The 22,521-nt window shown below is 61.0% G+C and carries 8 protein-coding genes; 4 read left to right on the plus strand and 4 right to left on the minus strand.

Going from position 1 to position 22,521, the window contains the following annotated elements:
* Positions 1-178 precede the first annotated feature (178 nt).
* The 4 genes from NG698_RS05645 to drmB are packed head-to-tail and all read left to right on the plus strand — an operon-like array spanning position 179 to position 11,929.
* Positions 179-4,828, plus strand: a complete 4,650-nt coding sequence (locus NG698_RS05645) for a DEAD/DEAH box helicase (protein ID WP_252608652.1) — start codon at positions 179-181, stop codon at positions 4,826-4,828.
* A complete protein-coding gene (locus NG698_RS05650; RefSeq protein ID WP_252608653.1) occupies positions 4,828-6,636 on the plus strand; it encodes a UvrD-helicase domain-containing protein in 1,809 nt (602 codons plus the stop codon). Before NG698_RS05645 ends, NG698_RS05650 begins: the two co-directional genes overlap by 1 nt.
* Positions 6,637-6,645: 9 nt before the next feature.
* Positions 6,646-9,849 carry a helicase-related protein gene (locus NG698_RS05655; protein WP_252608654.1) on the plus strand — a complete coding sequence of 1,068 codons (3,204 nt, stop codon included), beginning with the start codon at positions 6,646-6,648 and terminating at the stop codon, positions 9,847-9,849.
* Positions 9,842-11,929: an MrfA Zn-binding domain-containing protein gene (drmB, locus tag NG698_RS05660; RefSeq protein WP_252608655.1), complete on the plus strand. Its 2,088-nt coding sequence runs from the start codon at positions 9,842-9,844 to the stop codon at positions 11,927-11,929. Before NG698_RS05655 ends, drmB begins: the two co-directional genes overlap by 8 nt.
* 43 nt (positions 11,930-11,972) lie before the next feature.
* Here drmB and NG698_RS05665 read toward each other — a convergent pair whose 3' ends face one another.
* From NG698_RS05665 to NG698_RS05680, 4 genes are read right to left on the minus strand one after another with little or no spacing between them, the layout of a single operon-like run.
* The gene (locus NG698_RS05665; RefSeq protein ID WP_252608656.1) at positions 11,973-12,968 is read right to left on the minus strand and encodes a protein NO VEIN domain-containing protein; all 996 of its coding nucleotides are present in this window, start codon (positions 12,966-12,968) and stop codon (positions 11,973-11,975) included.
* A gap of 42 nt (positions 12,969-13,010) precedes the next feature.
* Positions 13,011-15,305 (minus strand): 3'-5' exonuclease, encoded by a 2,295-nt coding sequence (locus tag NG698_RS05670; RefSeq protein WP_252608658.1) that lies wholly within the window; start codon positions 15,303-15,305, stop codon positions 13,011-13,013.
* Between the two features lies 1 nt (position 15,306).
* Positions 15,307-21,672, minus strand: coding sequence for a DEAD/DEAH box helicase (locus tag NG698_RS05675; RefSeq protein ID WP_252608662.1), 6,366 nt, complete (start codon positions 21,670-21,672; stop codon positions 15,307-15,309).
* Positions 21,672-22,364, minus strand: a complete 693-nt coding sequence (locus tag NG698_RS05680; protein WP_252608665.1) for a hypothetical protein — start codon at positions 22,362-22,364, stop codon at positions 21,672-21,674. Before NG698_RS05680 ends, NG698_RS05675 begins: the two co-directional genes overlap by 1 nt.
* Positions 22,365-22,521 lie beyond the last annotated feature (157 nt).

Consider the following 22,521-nt stretch of genomic DNA (forward strand, 5'->3'; position numbering starts at 1 on the left):
TCTAAAAGTTTCTTTCCTTAGACAGTCAGAAACCTATAGACGGAAAGCGGCGTGCGTCCGTTAAGGCGCGCTCAAAACGCCCACGGAAGAGTCAGGAGAGCCCCTTTGGATGGTAGATATTATCTGAAGACTTCGGCGGTGGCCGAGAGCACTAGCGTCTGTTTGGGGGATGGAACCAATGGTGGTTCAAGATTCATGGGCTGGAACGACGTCGTCGCTCAGCCAGTTTGTAGCTGCAGAAACCGCGAGTGCGCTGAATGCTTACCGGGCTCGCCCTGATCTTGTCCGCGAGCACAGCAATATCGAGGCGGCCATCTCCCAGGGCGGCTACGGCCGCAAGCAGCTTAACGAACTCGTTCAAAACGCAGCCGACGCCATCAAGGAACCAGGCGGCCGCATCCGCGTTGTCCTAGCGGAAGACGCCCTCTACTGCGCAAACGAAGGTCAGCCCTTCACCGAGGCAGGCTTCAGGACACTAATGTTGTCCCACTCGTCCGAGAAACGAGACGACGAGATCGGCCGGTTTGGCCTTGGGTTCAAATCGGTTATTCAGGTAACTGCGGAACCCCGCATCTTCAGCCGAAGCGGCTCGGTCTCGTGGAGCCAAGATCAAAGCCGAAATCTTCTGGAAGACCTGTACCCGGGCCTGACCACCTATCCCATTCTTCGCTTGGCCACTCCTGTGGACCCCGACATCGAAGCCGCCAAGGACGCCATTCTCTCGGAGCTTTTCGAATGGGCCACCACGGTGGTCAAACTGCCCTTGAGTGGCAGCGTCACCTGGCTTTCAGACGAGATGAAGAAGTTTCCCGAGGAGTTCCTCCTCTTCTCGGACAAGATTGGTTCCCTTGAGTTTGAGGACCGGGCCCAAGGCTCTTCCTGGACGTGGACAGCAGCGCGGGACGGCAGCCGCGTCAGCCTTTATGACGGAGCCAGCAGCAGCGAATGGCTCATATTCAAACAGAAGCACGAAGTCAGCGCTCAAGCTGCAGTCGAAGCAGGAAGCATCGTCGCGCGGCAAAATGTCGACGTGACTTGGGCTGTGCCGTTGACAGGCAACCAGCGGCGCAAAATGGGTCGCTTCTGGAACTACTTCCCGACTCAGCACGAGACTTCGCTTCGCGGCATCGTTAACGCGGCCTTCAAAATGAACGAAGACCGGCACAGCATGCTGGAGACCCTCTACAACCGGGAAATTCTCACCCGTACGCTTCCTCGTATGGTGGCCAGCGCCCTGAACGATCTCAGAACCCCCGAGGATCCGGCACTGTTTCTCGACATTCTGCCGTCGCGTGACAAGGAGTCAAGTTCGTGGGCCGACTCCGTGATCAACAAACCCATTTTTGAGATTCTGCCGTTCGCACCGTGTCTGCCGGACAGATCAGGCGTACTCAGGCTCCCCAGTGAAATCAAAGTACAACCTGCACTTGAAGAAGCCACTCGACTCATCGCTCTGTGGGACACATGGGTGCCAGCCGACCGGCACTGGCTACACTCGTCGGCCTTGCGGCGGGAATCACAGGTAATACGCATATTGAAGGAAGCGAACTTCAAGCGCGCGTCCATTGAGGACTGGCTGGAAGAAGTTGTCGCAGGTGGAGAGCTCCAGGATTACGAAAACGCACTGCAAATCGCAGCGATGATCGACAAGTCCTACACAGACTACCGGCTCGCAATGCGACGAAGCCGGATTGTGCTCATGTCAGATGGCAGCGTCCAACCGCCAATCACCTCAAGGGTCTTTCTGCCCATGAAGGCTGACGACGAGTCAGCCAATGTTGTGTCTTACGAGCTCATGCATCATGGAAATGCGAATGCTTACCTTCGCGCCCTCGACCTCCACGCGCAAGACGGCAGGGGTATCGTCAATCGCGTCGCGAGCGACGTCGCCGGAGACTATCGAGATCCGGAGCTGGCCGGATCTCTTTGGAGATTAACCCGGTCGCTGTCCGTCCCGGAAAGTCTCTCCATACTTAGTGAGAGGACAGAACCGACAAAAATTCTTGTTCGCTGTCGCGATCACATGTGGCGCACGCTCGGTGATGTCTGGCTGCCGGGTAGCTTGATTCCCCAAACCAACATCGGGGATGAGCACCTCCTTGTAGACGATCAGTTCCATGCCCACGACCTCGCCCTGCTGAGAAATCTTGGGGCACGAACGTCACTTGAAGACGCGAAGATGGTCCGCGCCGGGGGCACCTACCTTTTGTGGAAAGGGCAGGAGGCAAACCGCTTTTCAGATGAGTCTCGGAACGGACCGGTCCGTCTTTCCGAAGCCGGGATCCGCTTTAGCCAGGCATTGACTACAGACGGCCTGAATCTGTTGGCGGATGCGTCTGCAGCTACCCGCGCAAAGGTTACTCGAACCATTTTGGGCCGGCCGCAGTACCCGACAAAAGTTGAGTTCAGCAGCGGCTTCCGGACCAGTGAAACCATCGACGGGCCAGATCTTTGGTGGGTGAAAAACCACGGCGCTTTTGAGACCCCTCTCGGCTTAGTAGACACCAAGCACTGCTTGGGCAATATCGATGGGATTCCCACAGACTACTTGCCATTTCCTGGAGATGAAGAAGCTAAGGCGTTAGGACTTCCCACCGATACACGCAAGGTCCAGTGGAGCTTTGTCCTCTCTTTGGCAGAGCAGCGTCTGCCCATTCTTCAGTTGCATGAACTTTATGGGGCGCTAGCAGTCCTCGACGTGCGTCCACCGAAGGAGCTCCTTACCCCTCTCAGCGGAGGCCGAAACACACGCTACCTGACGTCGGATGTAATCTTGGCTACGGAACTCGATTCCCGGAATTACCTCGTTGATACAGCGGACGTGCCCGTCATATATACCGGTCATCCAGATTTGGACGAAGCTCTAGCCGAGAACTGGGGGCTCAAGCCGGTCACGGTCGAATTCCATACCTCAGCCCGTGCAACGCCTATAGATGGGGCGGCACCCGAAAGTATCAAGCTGAAGTTTCCGTTCCTTAAACGCACAGCCAGTGAAGTTGCCGTCCAGACCCTATGCGTTCCCTGCACTTCCGTAGATGAAGTGCGCACAAACAGCTTCGACTCGCGTTCGGAAGCTACGCCCAAAGCGTCTTACCTTCAGGATGGTGTCCTCTACTACCGGGCCCCGCAGGGCGACCAGGCGTTGCTCACAACCATTCTCGGTGCCTTCGGCAGTAAACGCGCGTCAGGGCAGGTTATGCAGGCAATGCGACAGCTCAAAAAGGACGACGAAGCCCAAGCTCGAATTGGACGAGTCAACAAGCAAAAGACGGATGCCGGCAAGATCGCCGAACTTGTTGGTCGTGACACCCTTCGAAAGCTAATTCCAGACGCGGTCATGAAGATGCTGGATGCCCGTGAACTTGAGCTCACCGACGAACGCCTGTTCGAGATCGTAAGCAATTTGCATGGCAGCAGCCTCCTCAAAGTGCTCAAGCCGGCACTTTCCGAGGCTGGCATCGAAGCACCAGAGCAGTTCCGTGGCGGCCGTACAGCCCAGGAGTTCGTGAGGGAACTCGGGTTTTCCCCCGCAATGGCCGGTGAATCCATCAAGAAGAAACCGGAGCGCGAGGAGTTCGTTGGACCGGTGGGTTTGAACCCTCTTCACCAATACCAGGAAACAACCAGTAAGAAGATCGTTGACCTCCTTGCCGGGGACACCAAGCACAGCCGCGGTCTGGTGCAGTTGCCCACGGGCGCTGGCAAGACTCGCGTAGCAGTTGAATCGGTGATCCGGGATATCAGAGTCACGCCACAGGAGGAACACCGCCTGGTCGTCTGGATAGCTCAATCCGAAGAACTCTGCGAGCAGGCCATCGAAACGTGGACCTACGTCTGGCAAGCGGCAGGAGTTCCTGGCGAGCGGATGGCGGTGAGCCGGCTGTGGGGTGGCAACAGCGCCGTCCGAGAGGAAACCAAACTTCACCTAGTCGTTGCAACCATTCAAACGCTCGCCAGCATCCAACAGACCCGTCGGTCCATGTACGAATGGATGTCTAACCCCGATCTTGTCATCATTGATGAAGCCCACGGGGCGACCGCAACGTCTTACACCCCCGTTCTTTCCTGGTTCGGCCGCTCATTCACCGAAAAGTCCCGCTCACTGCTTGGTCTTTCGGCCACGCCGTATCGGGGCACGAACGAGAAGGAGACTGAGCGACTTGTTGCCCGATTCGGACGTAATCTCATCGAGCCGGATGAGTTCAGCGCGGAAAACGCCCACGAGTATCTCCAGGGCATGGGCGTTCTGGCCCAGGTCAAGCATCGCGAGCTGAAGGGTATTGAGCTCAAGCTGAAAGATATGCGCTCGGCCACGGACGAGGACTCCCAAAGTGCAATGCTTGAGGCGCGGATCGACCTGCAGCACGTAGCGGACAGCACGCAGCGCAATGAAGCGATCCTTGACCATATCAAGGCATCCGAGACGAAGGGGCCGACTCTGGTCTTCGCCGCTTCAGTGGAACACGCCGAGGCACTCGCAGCTGTCCTGTCCGTTGAGGGCATTCCGGCGGCGGCCATCTCGGGAAAAACAGACTTGGGCCACCGACGTTCCATAATCGAAGATTTCCGCAACGGAAAGATCCGCGTACTGACCAACTTCGATGTGCTTACGCAGGGCTTCGACGCACCCAAGGTCGACGCGGTATACGTCTGCCGGCCTACGTTCTCGCCGAATAAATACATCCAGATGATCGGCCGCGGGCTCCGCGGACCGCTCAACGGGGGAAGCCAAGAGGTCCTGATCGTCAACGTCAAGGACAATTTGGACCAGTACGGCGACAAACTGGCGTTCACCCAGCTCGACCACCTGTGGAAAGACGGTTCGTAGTGCTCGCCGAGATTGAACTGGACGAAAGTCAGCGAGACGTGGCGGAAGCCGAGCCGGATGCGAGGATGTTCGTCACGGCTGCTGCCGGACAAGGAAAGACCGAGGTCTTGCTGGCTCGTGTGAAGACCCTCGTGGAGGATGGCCTGAATCCTGCCGACGAAATCCTCGTCCTGAGCTTTTCCCGCGCTGCCATCGAGGCAGTCAGGAAACGGGCCCGGATCCATGACCTCGACGGCCTTCAAATCCGCACTTTCGACTCCTTTGCGGCCCAGATTCTGATCGACATGGACGTGGAGACTCTGGGCGACAGCTTCGATGACCGGATTCGAAAGGCCACCAAGTACATCGCGGGCGAGGAAACCCCCGACCGAATCACGTACCTGAAGCATGTGCTGGTGGACGAAGCTCAGGACCTCGTAGGAGACCGCGCGGAGCTAGTCTTGGCGTTGCTCTCCGCTCTCGGCGACGACCTTGGTTTCACGGTGCTCGGCGATCCTTTGCAAGGTATTTACGACTTCCAGCTCGATGAATCCGAGTCCAAACTCACATCGGCAGAGCTTATCGAGACCCTTGTCAACGTGTTTGGGGCGGAGCACCAAACACTGAAGAAGCACTATCGGGCTATAACGGAGCGCACGCGCGACCTCATCTCCGTTGGCGACGAGATCCGCAGCCTGGGAGCACTCGACGATCCAGCGTGCGAGGCCGCACACGGCCTCCTCGACGACTTCCGCAGGGAGGTTTCCAGCACCTCCGTGCTTAATGAGTCCGGGGCGCTCAGCCCGAATGAAGGCGACACGACGGCCCTACTTTGTTCGACTAATTACGAAGTCCTCGTTGCAAGCGAGCTCCTTTGGGAAAGCGGTTATCCGCACCTGATCCGGCGCAGGGCACAGGAGATGAGTGTCGCCCCCTGGGTGCACCAGGTTTTCAAGGATCTGGAAGACAGGACCTACGGCTCAAGCGAGATCAAGGTTAGGCTGCATGCGCTCTACGGCGATGATGCGAGCGATCGCTGGCTTGCGCTGAAGACCGCGGAAGGAAATTTCACGGCCTATGACTCACTGAACGTGCCCCAGCTCAGCCAGCGGCTCCGCAGCCGGTCCGTCCCCCTGACGCTGACCGTGGATGATGCATCGCCGCTAGTAATCTCGACAGTCCACCGGGCGAAGGGACTTGAGTTCACGAATGTCCTGTACCTCCAGCCGCCATCGGGTGCGCCAGCGGCAAAAATAAACGCGGACACGCTGAAGCAGAAATACGTGGCTTTGAGCCGTGCCCGCGAAGAGGTCATATCCACCAAGCTTCCAAAGAATCTACTCAAACGAATGGAATCAGTAAACGGGCGCTGGCTGGAGAAGGCGTACGGAAAAAACGGACCGTACACGGACCGCATGGAATTCACGAATTCGGACATCGACGACGTGTCCCCCTACTACCCGGTAACCGGAGACGCCCAAGGGGTACAGAACAACCTCGTCCTCGATGACCTTCTGGGCGAGATAGTGTCCGGAACCCTCCAGGGAGACGAACCTGGCCCCGGCGAGGTCCCGCGGTACGTTCTCACCACCGGCGATGGAAGGCTGCTAGGTCGAACGAGTCAGTCGTTCGGATATGACCTCAAAAAATCCTTCGGTTTCAAGTACAGCCGGAACTGGAAATGGCCCGCGGGCTTCACCGGCGCGCGGGTGACCTCGATTGAATGCGCCACCGGGCACCCGGAAGAAACAAGGCTCTCGGGCCTCGGGGCATCGGGCATGTGGCTCGTGCCCCGCCTTACCGGTCTTATCCGCCAGATCCGCGACTAGGAGAATTCATTGTCAATATTGAACGCCAAATACGCATTTCGACGCGAAATGGTGGACCGCTTGGTCACCGATTTGTACGGCCCGGTATCTCCGGACGAGCTGATCACCGAGCGGCCCCTCGAACGGTACGTCACCGGTGTGTTGTGGCCCGCGGCCGACGAAAGCTACGTGGAGGCGCCAGACGAGCCCGAATCCGTGTCCGCTGTGGCCGGTGAAGCCTCAGTCGACAGCCCGGTGGCGAACGCGCGGCTGACCTACCCCAGCAGCGTAGGCATGACGGTCTCCGTCGACACCCGGTTATCGTCGTCACTTCAGGTTTCACCGGCCGCAGCCCGGTATTCACCCGTGCAAACCGACCGTCAGAGCGGAAGCAAAAAGCGTGACGTGTATGACTGGCAGAGGCAGGCGGCCGACCTAGGCCCGGTCGACGTTGAGCTGCACTCGCCAGGCCCCCAGCACCATTTACTCGACGGGGGCACGCTCGAACTGTATGCATTGGTCCGCCCGGCGGAGGACAACGTTGTGACGGTGACCGTCGTTCTCCGAAACACCCAGCCGAAGCCGGGCGCTTCCGAGGACAAAGACGTTGCCTGTTGGTTCCAGGCCGGTCTGACCGTCCGCACGGAGCGACCCGCGTTGGTTGATCGTTCCAAGCTTCGCCTGGACCTCCCCAGGGACCCGGACCTGGCTTCCTCAGAATTGCTGTACCGAAACCACATGATTTTCGGCGCCGGTCACGGCTGTGCTGTTGAAGTTGAGGACAACGACGTCGAGAATCGCCTCTGCCAGCGCGTTGCCACAACGTTTGTCCCCCGGCAAGACGTCCACCGGTCCATGGCAGGAGGATGCAACGCCAACCTGTCACTTTCGCTTCTGGGTTCCGCCACTCGGGAAGAGGTTGTTGCTCAACTGACCCAGCTGGCCAAGGACTACTCGTCGTGGATCGATTCCACTTCCGGTTCAATGACCGCCGACGGGCCTTCCCACGTCGCAGAGCACCTTCGGGGAGTGGCTACTGACCACATGAATCAGGCCGCTGAAGCGCACGAAAGGATCGCTGCTGGCATCAGCGTTCTGGCAACCGACGACGATGCCTTCGAGGCGTTTCAGCTGGCCAACAAGGCGATGCACATGCAGCGCTCACGTCAGGACTGGGTCCGCAAGGGCGCAAAAGACGAGTTTGCCCTTGGCGAACAGGCCTGGCGTCCCTTCCAGATTGCATTCATCCTCATCAACCTGCCATCCGTCACCGGCGATCAGCATCCTGAACGCGACATTGCCGACTTGTTGTGGTTTCCCACCGGCGGAGGTAAGACCGAGGCATATCTGGGTTTGATCGCGTACCTTCTCCTGCTACGCCGATTACGGGACACCACCGTACGCGGCGTTGCCGTGATCATGCGGTACACCTTGCGACTCTTGACGATCCAGCAGTTCGAACGCGCTGCCATGCTCATCTGTTCACTCGAATCCGTTCGGCAGCAGAACGAAGGTCGCATCGGCGATGAGCCGTTCGGCATCGGGCTATGGGTCGGTGGTGGCGCGACGCCGAACGACATTGGTACGGCCAAGACGAATCTCGCCAAGCTGAGAAGAAATGAAGACGTAGTTGAGGGAAACCCTCGACAGATCGAAGCTTGCCCCTGGTGCGGAACTCGGCTCACGGTCGATGACTACCGGATAGTCAAGGTCCCCTTTGAACGCATGATCGTGAGCTGTGCCAACAAGCAGTGCCAGTTCGTGGACGGCCTGCCGGTCCACATCATCGACACCGATGTCTACCGGGAGCGGCCCGAGCTCGTGATCGGAACCGTGGACAAGTTTGCTGGCATGTCCTGGAGGGGCGAAGTCTCTACGCTCTTTGGACGCAACTCGGCATCCGATATTGGCCCCGACCTGATCATTCAGGATGAGCTCCACCTGATCTCCGGGCCGCTGGGCTCGACCGTTGGCCTCTTCGAGACCGCAGTCGATCTGGCGGCAAGTGGGATAAATCGCACTGGTGGTTCGGCTCATCGTAAGCCAAAAATCATTGCCTCTACGGCTACCATACGCAGATCAGAGCAGCAAATTCGTTCCGTCTTCAACCGAGGATCAAGCCTTTTCCCTCCACCCGGGCTCGACCCGGACGACTCATTCTTCGCGGAGAAGGCGCCATCAGATGAGTACGGCACTCGGCAGTACGTCGGCGTCCTGGCGTCGGGGACAAGCCACGCGACGCTGATGGTACGCACCTACGCCTCGCTGCTCCACTCGGCCGCCGTCATCGATGCCGCAGAGGAAACGGACCGCGACCCCTACTGGACGCTCGTTGGGTACTTCAATAGCCTGCGGGTCTTGGGCTCAGCACTGCTTCAAGTCCGTGACGACGTCCGCGCCCGACTCACGCTCTTGGCTAGGCGTGGAGGGACGGAAAAGTCGCGTGAGATAGTGCAGCTCAACGAGCTCACCAGTCGCGTCGAAAACCACAAGATCCCCGAAGCGCTGAAATCCCTTGAGAAAAGTCTGATGAGTGGACTCACGCCAGAGGACGTGGTGCTTGCCACCAACATGATCTCCGTTGGCCTCGATGTGGACCGGCTGGGCCTCATGGCTGTCATGGGCCAGCCTCAATCCAGCGCCGAATATATCCAGGCAACCAGCCGCGTCGGACGGCAGCACCCGGGTCTGGTCGTGACAATCTTCAACGCCGCCCGGACTCGGGACCGATCGCACTACGAGTCGTTCAACGACTTCCATGGGGCCCTCTACCGCGCTGTGGAAGCCACCAGCGCCACGCCCTTCGCAGCCCGTTCCCGCGACCGCGGTCTTCACGCCACACTAGTGTCGTCGCTGCGGATGCTCGTCCCGGAACTCCGAGTGGTGGCTGGCCCGGTACGTGTTGAGTCCCATGTGGTCGATCAGATCATGTCCCTAATCGGGGACAGGGTGGAAGCCATCGATCCGGAGGAAGCCGAGGCAACGCGCGAAGAGCTAGAGCGGCTCCTGAACATCTGGCGGAAGGCTGCTCTTGCCGACGCTGACCTGCCGTATCAGGCAACGAAAAAATCCCCGCAAGCACTACTTATCGATTCAAGCAAGGCCCTCGAGGACCCTGACTTCGTCTACAGTACGAGCACCATCCCATGGCCCACGCCGCGGAGCATGCGCGATGTAGATGCCGAAACGACCCTCCGCCCGGCCCCCCTAAGGAAGGACGCCTCCCTTGGCTAAGAAGACATACGCCGCCCGGCGCAGCCAGCTGATCTCCACGTTCGGCGTGGGAAGCCTCTTCCCAGCAGAAAACAATAGCTTCATGATCACGAGCATCGATCAATGGGACCAGAAGCATCTCAAGCCGGTCAGCGAACCTCGTCTGGCCCGGAGCCTGAATGTTTCCCAGCTGCTGCTACCACCGGCCGGCGCACGGGGAAAGATTCCGGTCGTGCGCTTTCCTCAGATGCTTGTCTGCCCTAATTGCGATCGAATCGGCACAGTGAAACAGCTGCAGGCCTCATACGAGGATCCCAAGTGTGGTCTATGCAAGTCCCTAGCACCGCTGACGCCATCCCGTTTTGTCATCGCTTGCGAAGACGGGCACATCGATGATTTCCCCTACGCGTACTGGGTCCACGGCTACTCACCAAATGACGATGCCGAGCATTTGCTGAGTCTCGCGTCCGAGGGACGCACGTCATCGCTTGCTGACATGGTTGTGCGCTGCTCGTGCAGCAAGTCCAGGACGATGGTGGACGCTTTCAACTCAATCGCCCTCAAGGAAATGAAGTGCCAGGGCAACCGCCCATGGCTTGGATGGGGCTACCGGGAACGGGAGTGTGGGAAACCGCCCAAGACTGTCCAACGAGGTGCGTCCAACGTCTGGTTTCCCGTCGTTCGTTCGGCAATCTCCATTCCGCCCTATTCCGAGTTTCTGTCCAAGGTTGTCACGGCTAACGCTTCACAGCTCAGCAAACCACAGGCACTCGAGCCTGGCTCCACCTGGGTGCTTGAAGGAATCGTAGAGAGCTTTGACGGGCGTTTTTCCGTCGACGAGCTCCGCGCAGAAATAAAGCGCCAGTTCCACGGAAGTGACGAGATCGAGCTGTCCGAGGACCAGCTGCGCGAGCAGGAATTCATGGCGCTGATGAACGGCCGCCGCGACAGCCCAGATACAGACTTCGTGGCCGAGAAAGTCGCTGTGCCCGAGTCCCATGACCACTGGATCAAGGCCACTCGAAAAGTCACGCGCCTCCGGGAGGTTCGGGCGTTGTATGGCTTTAGCCGGTTGCACCCCCGAAGCGAAGACAACCCGGAGGCCAAGCCATCTCCGCTGTTTCCTGACGACAACCGTCAGGACTGGCTGCCAGCAATTGAGACCCTGGGTGAGGGTCTGTTCATTGCACTCGACCGGCAACACGTCGAGGCGTGGGCGGAAACGGACTTCGCAGCCGGAAGGCAGAAAACGCTCCGATACAACGCGAAACGGTCAGCCGAACAACGTGGCCAAGACCCGGTCCCTGTCAGCATCGTGGAAACGCTGATTCATACGCTCTCCCACATCGTCATCGACCAGCTTTCGTTGGACGCGGGATATCCGGCATCCTCCATTCGGGAACGCCTTTACGTTGGAGAGGATCAGGTCGGCGTGCTGTTGTACACGGCGTCCTCTGACTCCGCCGGAAGTCTGGGCGGCATCGCGGCCCAGGCCGGTCCGGGCCGCCTATGCGCTGCCCTCGACGAAGGCCTGTTCAGGACGTCATGGTGCTCTGCTGATCCTGTCTGCATTGAATCCCGGGGTTCCGGCACGGACGCCCGGAACCTCGCTGCTTGTCACTGCTGTGTGCTGGTCCCGGAAACCAGTTGCGAACTATTCAATTCGAACCTCGACCGCGGAACTCTGTTCGGGGTGCATGGGCAGATCGGTCTCGGGTTCCGAGACTGGGCTGAGCTGAATCCCATTCAATCGTCGGGCAATGCGGCAAATAGTCAGGCGGACGCCGTGGTCGACGATGTCCCAGACAGTGTCCGCCAGAGTCCGTGGCTAACTGTCTTTGCTGAGTCTGGCCCAAGCCTACGCGAGCTCATTTCCGAGCTTGTTGAGGCCGACGTCGAACCCGGCGATTGGGGCGCTGACATCGGCCCAGACAACCAGTGGCAGATCGACCTCTCCTGGGCAGGCGCACGCGTCGCTGTCCTAGAGGACAGAGACGAGAAACGGGACGACTGGCTGGCCGAGGAAGGCTGGACGATCTACCACACCAATGACTTCTCCCCCGGCGATCTAGCCGACAAGCTGGCGGAGAAGGCCTACTGAGGCCCGGTGGGGGTCGGACCTCCGACCCTCACATCTCCACGTCTTAGTCCAGGAAGTATTCGTAGCTCAGTGGCTTCAGGTTCTCCGGCGAGGGTCGCCAATCAGGGTAAACGCTCATGGTCCCGTCATCCGTGGTTATTGAACCATCGAGGTGGCGCTCCCACTGGATATCCGCCACCACAACCAGGTCCGTCAGGCCATAGTCATTCGCGTGCGTGACCTCGTTGCGCGTCAGTATGACCTTCTGGACGTAGCCCTGAGAACCCTTAACTTCGATGTGACGCTCTTCCTCTCCGCGCTTGGCCAGCAAGTCGTAGGACCGGTAGGCGCCCACGTCTTCGACGCTGTACCCGGCTGTTTCGTAGTGAGCAATCGCCTGGCGGACGGCCTGCATCTCGATCGCCTTCTTCAGTATCGGGTCAGCACAGAAGCCCGCGTAGCGCTGCTTGACGCCATTCTGTCCGCCGACGGGCGGCGCAACCAGCGGTATGTCGAATCCGCCCCAGTCACTGTCGGGCAGCAACCTGTAAACCGTTTTGACTACTTGCGCGGGCAGCTTGAAGAGATAGCCCTGATTCGGTTTGAGTCCGCTGGTCGGATGCTTCTGGAACGGAAAGTAAATAGTGAGGCCAGCCGTGTCCGAAAAGTCGCGTTCAAGGTCACTTTTGACGCCCAGAATGTCTTCCTGGTGGTCCGCCCGAAGGTCCGTCAGCAGGTAGGGCCGAGGCAGGGCGGTGTACTTCGTGAGGGGAATCGTATTGGCAGGCTTACCGAACCAGTCCCCCGCCCGGGGCTGCAACTCGCCCGCCACAATCGAGGCGCCGTACATCCCCGATTTGAAGCCCATGGGATTGTTTTTCCCCACCCAATGGAGAACGACATCGCCAATTCGAATGTCCTTCATCAAGTCGTAACGAGACGTGTCGGGTGCAATGAGCTCACTCCCCCAAGTGTCAACGGTGACCAGTTCCATCCAGTAACGCTGCGAGGCGTCGCCGTCCCACCAGCGCGCCTTGTTCCCAACCGAACTAACAGTCATTACTCCCCCAAATGGTTGCACTGATATTCGTAAATATTGAACCTACTTTGTACCAAGCAGCTCCGACGGTTTGCCGCTCCACGACACGACAAGTCCGTCGCGTGCGCGTGTTGCCGCGACGTACAGCAGCGAGCGTTCACGGAGAATAGCGTCGGCCCGCTCCGCCGGCGCCAGACCCTTGACCTGATAGGAAGCCGGAAGGGTCTGGTCCGAAATACCAAAAAGAACCACCCGCGTGAATTCCATGCCCTTTGACCGGTGCATGGTCATGACTGACGGCACACCGGGCACGGTCGCCACACTCGCCGTTCTGGCTTCGAGATCACGTTCATTCAGCCCGTTGATGACTTTGCCGATCTGGAAATTGGAGCGGACCAGGATTCCGACCGTCTCCAGCGGCACCCCCTCGTCCTTCCACTTCCGCAGGTAGTCGGCAAGGTTGTCCAGTTCCTCAGCGATCGAAGCCGAAGCTATCTCTTCTGGCCGCGGCCCTACCCGCGAGGAGGTGTATCCGTTAATTGATTCCTGATCGCCTTCAATGTCCGTCACCGGGGCTCCGCTAAGAAGTCCGACGGCGTACGCAAGGTTCTGCTGGGTGGTGCGGTAATTGAGCGTCAACCTGCGTGAACGGCCGACGATTCCAATTCCAAAGCGGGACAACGGAACCTTTTGGCCATAAATGCGCTGATGCGAATCCTCCGCGATGAAAAGATCATCCGGTCCCTGCTTTACCAGCTCCCGGAGAAACAGCCAGTGGCCTGCGTGCAGGTCCTGGGCTTCATCGATCAGTACGTGATCAACAAGACGTGCTCCAGCGGCGTCTGCACGGTGACGGAGCACCAGAGCAGCGAGGTGCGCCAGCTCCACGAACGAGGCATGCATCTCGATCCGGTTGTAATAGCGGTATGCTTCGACGACTTTCCAGACAGCAAGCCGCTTCGCCCGGTTCAAGGCTGTGCCGCGGCCGGCGCGGGGCACCTTCAGGTACTCATCCTTGCCACTGATGAAGTTGGGCAGGATCACTGTCTCGTACTCCTGCTGGAGGAATGTCGGATTGGCGAGCTCGAGTTCCAGCTGATGGTCGGTGTCGACCAGTGCTGACTCCCATTGCTGGCGTGCACTATCTGCGTCCAGAATCTTCCCCGGGGCAGAGACCTCCAGCCCGAAGAGATCCTTCATGGCGAGGCGCTGCTCGGTTTCCTGGGCACCGCGAAACACTTTGCTGACCAGTGAATCCACACCGGAAATGTGGATGCCGGGAGCTCCTGGCTTTGCCGCCCGGGGAAGATCGGCATCCAGCTTCGACAAGCCGCTTTCCAGCGAGTCGGCAAGGGTCGTTGTGTAGGTAGTCAGGACAATACGCGACGCAGGTTCGGCCGTGGCCACCATCCGGGCGCGGTGGAGTAGGACCACCGTCTTGCCGGTTCCGGCACCACCGGAGAGACGGAAGGAGCCGCTGTAGCGACGTTCGGAATAGACACGCTGTTCTGGATGAAGGAACGTGCGCCAGGAATCGAAGTCTCCACCCTCGATGACCTTTTTGAGCTCATCGGAGTTGTCTCCCACGAACGTAAATTGCATCTTCGTGGCCGGATGCTCCAGTGACTTCCGGATCTTCTCCTCTTCTGTCGCCTGCGGGTCGTCCACGTAGCGGCTCAACGCGAGCTTGTCCTGCACTTCCTGGACGGAGGTGCCGGCGGCCAGTTCCAGGAGAGCGGTTGCCTGCCACTCCGGGGCCTCGTCCAAGACGTTCAGTAGATCCTCGTCCGAGGATGCGACGAATGCCCGGCCCACAAGATCCGAGGCGAGGCCAAGTTCTGAAACCAATTCAGCCGGCTCCATGCCGCAACCCAGAAGCGGGTTGATCCAGGCTTCGGGATTCTCCTCCCGGCGCGACAAGGTCTCCCCTACAGGGACCTGAGACTCGACGTCGGGCTGCGGAGTCGGAGCGTCAGGAAAAACCGCAACATAAGGGACACTCGCGGCAGGAGGCGTATCGCCGTCGGGCGTGGAGGCCCGGATGACTTCCAGGACGCCGTTGACCGAGTTCACCTGAAGCACGCTGGAGCGGGCGATGTCGATTGCCTCGTCGTGCGGCCAGGCGCCGTAGTAGAAGTAGTGCGGGATGGTGTCGAAGGCGACTTTGAAGAGCACGGCCCGGTAGTTTTGGTCGATCCGGCCCGTCCGCACCCGGGGGTCCGCGGGCGCATGCATGGGTTCGATATGGAGCCCGGGCGCGGTGTCGTCCTTCTGGAGTTTCTCGAAGAAGGAGTACACCTTGTTCTTCATGCTGCCGTCGATCTTGTCTTTCTGCTTGATCCATGTCACCAGCGCCATATCAAGCTCCCTTCGTCTTCAGTAGTTCGCGAATAGCGTCAACGTCCGTTCCGACGATGACCCAGCCGGCGGCCTCAAGTTCGGCGCGCCCGTCATCGCCGTCCAACATGACGGCGATCCGGTAATCCGGCCAGGCGATCGAGACCGGCAGTCCGTCCACCTCGAACCCGAGTTCCGGTAGGACACTGATGTCCGCATTGGCTATAGCCAGTAGAAGGGTCTTTTCGAACTCGGTGGACTGTTCCAGCAGCTCGTGCCAGGCAGGGCTAAGCCCGTCGGACATCTCCAGCCGGGCGGCCTCTTCCTCGACAGATCCGCCGGAGCTGACCGGAGACATCACCGACCCGATCGTCAGACCGATCTGCTTGAACGCCAAGAGGTTCGAGAGCCGCAGCCATTCGCGCCAGGATGCCTCATTTGGCGGAGAACCAACCACTTGCGCCCTGTCGTCTAGGCACAGGCCGACGGCGATCGTGGACAGGCTCTTGGGCGATCCGGCAGCCGCGAACCCCAGGCTTCCGGAGCTGTACGTCCAGGCCGTGACGATGCCAGAGGGGAGAGCTGGCTTCGTGCCCTGGGACAGCGCCGCCGCGTGCGCGTACATCGCGTCGGCGTCACCGGGCTCGGGCCGCTTTGCCATCAGCATGAGGGGCACCAGCTCCGAGAAGTTCGTCCATGCCTCGGGATCCGGCCGGTTGACCCATTCCCAGAGCATGGTCATCCCGTCCCGGCCCAGCAGGTCCATGATCGCGGCATTCACGGGGTAGTTGGCCATGAGCTGCGCGTTGAGCTTGGCGTTGGCCCAGGAAGGCAGCACCACCGGCGCCGAAGGACCGGCTTCGAATGCTTCCACGTCCTGCCACGTTACGGCCCATGGCACCGCGGCCCCGGATAGCTCAGAGCTGTGCCGGAGTATGTCGCGCTTGGTGGCGTCGTCCGCGATTCTGTTGTGTTCCGGGGACGCGTGGAAGGTGAAGCCGTCCGTGTAGATCGCCAGAACGGGGAAGTTCGGGTCCGGCGGTCCCTTGAGAAGGAAGTCGGGACGGGTTCCCGCGACATCCACCTGTGGGATGAGCTGCCATTGGAACTGCTGCCCGGGGATCCGGAAAGTGATGGTGTCCGCCAGCGCACCGGGGGTGACCTTCGTGTGTGCGCCGACGGCTTTCAGCCGGTCCATCCAGGCCTTCCGGAACCGCTTTTCCAGCAGCGATTCGATCGATGTCTCGGCGTCGGGCGCGTCCTCGGTAACCGTCCAGTTGGTGAACGACGGCGGGACGGCACTGTCGCTGGCGGCCTCACCGGAGCGCAGCAGCAGGCCCAGCAGGCGTTCGGCACTGGCCCGGGCCACCTTGTCCACCGTCCACGGTTCGGCGAAGGGAAGCAAGCAGTGGTGGCACGCCAGGCGGTCTTCAAGGCGGCAGCTGCAGTCCCGCACCGTTTGCCACGCAGCGTGCAGCAGCTCCCACACGCGTTCGGCGTTGGCGAACTCGGCCAGGTAGCCGGTGCCGCCGGGGACTTTGTCGTGCAGCATGAGGGCAATTCGATTGCCGCCGTGCGCCGGATCGTTGATCCGCAGGACTCCGAGGTGGTCAGGGGCCCCGCCCAGAACTTTCTGAAGACCCAACAGCAGGGCTGCCTGGAGACTCGGCACTGAAAAGTCGTCGCCGTAGGTCACGTCCAGGGGCAGGTGCAACACGACGCCCTGGGTGTTCAGTTCCCGGGCGAGCACTACTTCTTTGACGCTCTCCTGGGCAGCCTTGCGGTATTTGCACCAGAACCGGTGCTCGGTGGGCATGTTCTCCTTGGCGGACTGGTCCAGCTGGCCGCAGTAAGAGCACAGCCGGAACATCGGCGTCCGGACGTCGTCCCCAGCGATGGTCCGCACCCCGCCGTTGGAGGCCGTCCGTCCGGTGTTGAGCCATCGGATATCCACCCGGTTGAAGTATTCGGCGCCGAAGTCGTAGCCCTCCACAAACCAGCGCTTCTGCAGGTGCTGCGGGTCGATGTCCGCCGCGGCGACAATCGTGAAGCGTTCCCGCACGCGGTTGTCGCGGCGGTCGTTGATCGCAGCCTCGTCCCGGCGGACCTCGGCGGAGACCTTCTTCATGACCACGACGTCGAGGACCTGGCCCATGTCCGCGATCGCCGACGTGCCGCAGCGCAGACAGTTCTGCACAGCCGCGGCGGCGCCGAGGTCGGTCTTGATCCAGCCGCATTGTGGGCAGACCTGCCATTTTTGGATATGGCTTTGCTGGGGACCCAGATCCACGGCGTCGATAAGGATTTCCATGCCCTGCGCGTAGAACGTGGCGCCGGGCGCGAATTCGCTCAGGGCCACCGAGGCGCCGCGGTTGTAGGAGACGGTGTCCGTGACGAATTCCTGCGTGTCGGCGTCTTTCCAGGACAGCCCCACGTCCAGGCTGACCGAGTCGTCCAGAAGTGTGTAGTTGGGAAGCACACCGTAGGCCTCCAGGACCGAAATCCAGTACTGGCCGCGGAGCTGCTTGAGCTGGTCCCGGATCATTTTGAGGGTGGCCTTGGCGGTTCGAAGCGCCTGGTGAGCGTCGGAGGTTTTGTCGTCCAGCCGTTCTGCGAGGGCGGCGGCGGCCTCCAGCTCGGGCAGGGCGTTGCCGATTTCCTTGCGGCGGGTGTCGAGTTCGTCGACGTCGGCCTTCCACTCCCCCGCCGCCCGGACCAGGTGACGGGCGAGGCCGCTGGGCTCGCCGTCGTCGTGCCGTGAAGCCCACGCTGTCAGGCGGGCGGCGCTATCCGCGGAAATCCGTTCGCCGAACTGATGCAGGAACTCTGCCAGATAGTCGGGAGCGTGCGCTGTGGCGTCCTCGATCAGATCCCCGATGAACGATCCCGGCCCGACGCTCCCGAGGGCCTGGATGGCGTCGACCGGGTGCGGACGGCCCGCAGCCCGGGCGAAGCGGTCCGCGACGTGAGCAACGTACTGGCGTCCCAGGATTTCTTCGGCATCCAGGTACGTGGCCGGCGGCCGGACCTCCCCGTTGATGACAGAGAGCGGTTCGTGGAGTTTGGGCAGGTGCTCGCCGCGGCCCCGCACGAAGGCAAGGACCAGCGAGTTGCCGGTCAGGCGGCCGGCCCGTCCCACCCGTTGCAAGTAGGAGGCCACGGACGTCGGGAGCGAGGCCAGCATGACGCAGGAGAGGTCCCCGATGTCGATGCCCATCTCCAGCGTGGGAGTGGCGACCAGGACGTTGGGAGCCTGCGGGTTGTCAGCGCCGGACTTGAACTGCGTTTCGTAAAGAATCCTTGTCGCGTCATCGAGAAGCGAGGTGTGTTCCCTGGCAACGACCCGCTTGCTCTCGCGTGAGGAGTAGAGGTCCCGGTAGAAGTTGCGGGCGTCGGCGGCGTGCCGCTGGAGGGTCCCGCTGCAGCGGACCAGAGTGCAGGGGCCGTCAACGAGCTGATCGATGACCGTCAGGCTCCCGGGAGTGATGGCCTGGCAGACCTTGCACTGGACCGTGTGGCGTCCTGCGGCCAAATCCTCGGCGTCCGGGACAGAGAGCACGATCTTCTCCGGGTCGAGCCAGAAAACATCGGCGCCTGAGTTCGTCTTGGAGCTGCCGAGTGTTCCGTCATCGGCGAGTGCGGTGATGAGTGCCTTGGCCAGGTAGCTGCCGTCTGCCGGGGCAACGCCGAGGCAGCGGGCGGTCCAGCGTGCGTACCAGGACGCCGAGGACGTGACGCCGTCCAGATTGTCGGAGGCCGCGGCGGCAGCGCCGATCCGGGGGAAGGCCGGCGCAGGCCGGCCGGAGGGGAACGCGGGCATGCCCTCACCCTTGGGCCGCCCGCCCCATATCTGCCAACGCTTGCCGTCGGTCGAGATGTAGCCTTTGAGCCATTCATGGTGGACGCCGCCCTGGAGACGAATTCTCTCAACGGTGCCGCGGATCCACTGCAGCAGCTGCTGCTGCGTGGGCGCGTTCTCCCCGACCATGGTCTGTTGGAGGGCCGACTCATAGGCCTTCCGGGCCACGGAGAGCATGCGAGTGGGGTTGCCGGCGTCGGTTTCGACGGCCAGGGACCCCGTGAGTTCCAGAGTCCGGCCGGTCCGGGACTGAAGACCAAGCTCCAATAGGGCGTCGAACTGCAGCCGGCGTTTCGCGAAGCGCCGGGCCCGGACGCGTTCCGCCGGGGAGGCCTTCGGGTCCCAGAACGGCCGGAAGCTTTGCCGGTCCACGAATTCGGGGGCGATCAGCTGGTACCGCGCCCCCGGTGTGTCCGCGCGGGCAATCGCAGCGTCGACGAGTTCCGAAAGTGTGGCTGGCTGCTCGCCGAGGGCGCGCCGTAGGGCGGTGCGGAGCGTCATGGTGTGGGAGCGGGACTGGACATAGCCGGCCCGGTGCGCTGCGTCCTGGACGCTGTCGGTGAAGACGAGGGCCTTCTTTTCCTCGTCATTCAGGCCCTCGGCGCCGAACAGGTTGGAGATGCTCACGGAGAGCATGGTGGCGATGGCGCTACCCATGAAGGCGATGCCGTCCTTGGCCAGGCAGGATGGGCAGACGTCCTTCTTGGACTGGTCGTCCGAGTCCTTCCCCGCGAGCATCAGGACGGGGATGATCCGCCCTTCGGCCAGGTCTGCGCTGTCCGCTTTCGGAGGCATGGTGGAGAGACCACGGTTGACAGTGTGGAGCCAATGCAGGCCCTGCACCTGCTCCGAGCCGTCCTGGCGGAATTCGATGATGTCCGCCTCGGCAGCCGCCGAGATGAGGGTCCGGAAGCGCGGGTTGTTTGTGACGCGTGCTTCACGGATCTTGGAGTCGTCCAGTTCCAGGTCCAGACCGGTGGGGGCCAGGACGGCTCCCCAGCCCGAGCGTCCGCAGTGCCGGCAATAGAGCGCCGGCAGGAACATGTCATGGGACTGGTCCACTCCGTCGTCGGCCCAGCGGTAGCGTGGTGACGTGTCGACGGCGGCGTCCACGCGGGACATCTCGCGGATCCATAGGTGCGTCTCCACCGTCACCGCGGCCCTGCCGTGGCGGGCGCGGATGTGGCTGAGCAGTGCGATGACGTGGGAGATAAATTCTTCGGCGGCGTCCGGCCGAACCCCTGCAGGCAGTGAATGGGACGGGAAGATCGCGTTCGTCAGGTCTGAAAGTGCAACCGCGGTGCTCGCATGCTTCAGCAGGGCTGCGGTCAGCGGGTGCGTGCGGATCGCGTCCAGAAGGTCGGTGGGGCGTTCGTCGAAGAGCGCGTCCAGGACGGGTCCGACGACGGCTTCCGGGCCGTCGCCTGCCTCGCGCAGTTCCGCGACGGCGTTGTTGGTGGTGGTGATGCCGAGGGCGGCGGTGTGCAGGTCCCGGCCCTGAACGGTTCCGTTGCCGAGCTCTGACCAGGCCTGCTGGGTGAGCCGGGATTCGGTGACGACGGAGTCTGGTGGGAACACCTCGCCGAACACAGTCTCTGCGAAGCGGAGCATGGCGCCCGGGTCGCCTTTGCTGCCCAGCGTGGCGGATGTGGCGACTGGTGTGGCCCGGCCGAGCGGACGGGCCCGGTCTTCCTCGCTCAGCCCGTGGGGATGGTCCGTCAGGTCGTCCGGCCAGTAGCTCTTGAGCGTCAGTCCGAGGCGCCGCAGCAGCATGGCGACGTCTGTGCCTTGGGCGCCGTCGTAGGTGTGGAATTCGTCCAAGACCACGTACTGCAGGCTGGTCGCAGACTTCTGCCAGAGCGGCGCGTCGGCATGACGGAGCAGGAGCATATCCAGCATTTTGTAGTTCGTCAGTAGAATGTCCGGCGGGTCCTGATGGAAGACATCGCGGTCATTGATCAGACCGTCCGGGGCGACCCTGGTGCGGTTGGTGTCCTTTTGGCCGGTGTAGATGCCGGCGGTGATCCCGGATAGCTCCGCGTAGGTGGTCAGCAGCTCGGCCAGGCGTTTGGCCTGATCGTTGGCGAGAGCGTTCATCGGGTAGAGGATGAGCGCCTTGGTGCCGGTGATGCCGTCCCGTTTGGCGCGCAGCACGTGGTCCAAGATCGGGTACAGGAACGCCTCGGTCTTTCCCGAGCCTGTGCCAGTGGTAACCAGCGTGGGTTCGGGGCGACGGCGCGCCCCACCAATGCCTTTGCTGCTGAGCCGCTGGAAGGCCTTGGCCTGGTGGCCGTACGGCTCGAATCCCTCGTACCAGTCGAAGCAGTCTCGCCAGCCATGCTCGGCAGTTTCGAAGGGAAGCCGCAGCCGGACGTATGCGCCCTTAAAGAGCCCTCGGTCAGGATTCGCGAGGAAGTCTTTGATGGCGGACTGAGCATTGCCGTCCGTGAGCGCGAACGTGGTGGCGAGGTAATCGGAGAGCCCCCGGCGCAGATCCCCGGCCTGAGTGGTGGGCAAGAGCTCAGACATTAAGACTTCCCCTCCAGCATGCTCGAGAACTGCGTGTGAGCCTTTCGCATGTCTTCCTCGCGGTCAAAACCCTGGAACGGGAACTCGAAAACGTACTCGACGCCACTTTGCGGGTGCGTCCAAGTCCGGTCTTCCCGAGTGAGGTTCTCGCCGCGCAACCTATACTGCTTGTTGACTTCTCCTGGCACTTTACGGCCGTTGACGTCGAATAGGTCATTTCGTTCATAGGCATGAAGGACCGGAAATTGAGTGCGGTAAATCGCACAAAGCTCGTCAGCGGATAGTCCGACTTCGATTGCAACTAGGGCATCCAGCTCCACCTCGGCCTGACGCCGCATGGCAGCAGTCCTTAATGCCTGTTCGAGGGACCACTCTGAGCCCATAACTTCAGTCCATAAAGTTGAGTAAGTGCCCGTCAGACATACAAGTCGAGCTGCTCGTTCGACGATTGCATCGGCGAGAAGACTCTCACGGTTGAATCTCGGAAGCTGTCCAAGGAGTGAAAACTGAATCTCGCTGGAACCCGAAGACTTGATCAAGAAGTCAGCAGGCAAACTTGCTAGAACTCCAAGTTGCCCCAGCATTAATCGTGCGTCCGAAAACGGTCCAGCCGAATACACGGGGTTTACGTGCGCGGCGCCGGGAGGAATAAGCCCAATATGGAGAGTGCGCTTGCTTGCGATGGCAGCCATACGACGCCACGCCAACCGGAAGTGGTCGCGAACCGGCACCGAGACCCCGTCAGAGCTAAGCCACATGCCATAGTCGCGAGAATAACGATCAGGATCGCCGTTGGGCTGATACGCCGTGCGAGGAAGGAAGTCACAAGGGATAGCCTCGAGATCAACT

This window comes from Pseudarthrobacter raffinosi, from assembly GCF_023913735.1.
Lineage (GTDB): Bacteria > Actinomycetota > Actinomycetes > Actinomycetales > Micrococcaceae > Arthrobacter > Arthrobacter raffinosi.

Bases quoted from the DNA above. Each gene is read 5' to 3' on its own strand.
- NG698_RS05645 (WP_252608652.1), top strand. From the start codon at position 179: ATGGTGGTTCAAGATTCATGGGCTGGAACGACGTCGTCGCTCAGCCAG.
- NG698_RS05680 (WP_252608665.1), bottom strand. From the start codon at position 22,364: ATGGCTGCCATCGCAAGCAAGCGCACTCTCCATATTGGGCTTATTCCT.
- NG698_RS05670 (WP_252608658.1), bottom strand. From the start codon at position 15,305: ATGGCGCTGGTGACATGGATCAAGCAGAAAGACAAGATCGACGGCAGC.
- NG698_RS05665 (WP_252608656.1), bottom strand. From the start codon at position 12,968: ATGACTGTTAGTTCGGTTGGGAACAAGGCGCGCTGGTGGGACGGCGAC.
- NG698_RS05675 (WP_252608662.1), bottom strand. From the start codon at position 21,672: ATGTCTGAGCTCTTGCCCACCACTCAGGCCGGGGATCTGCGCCGGGGG.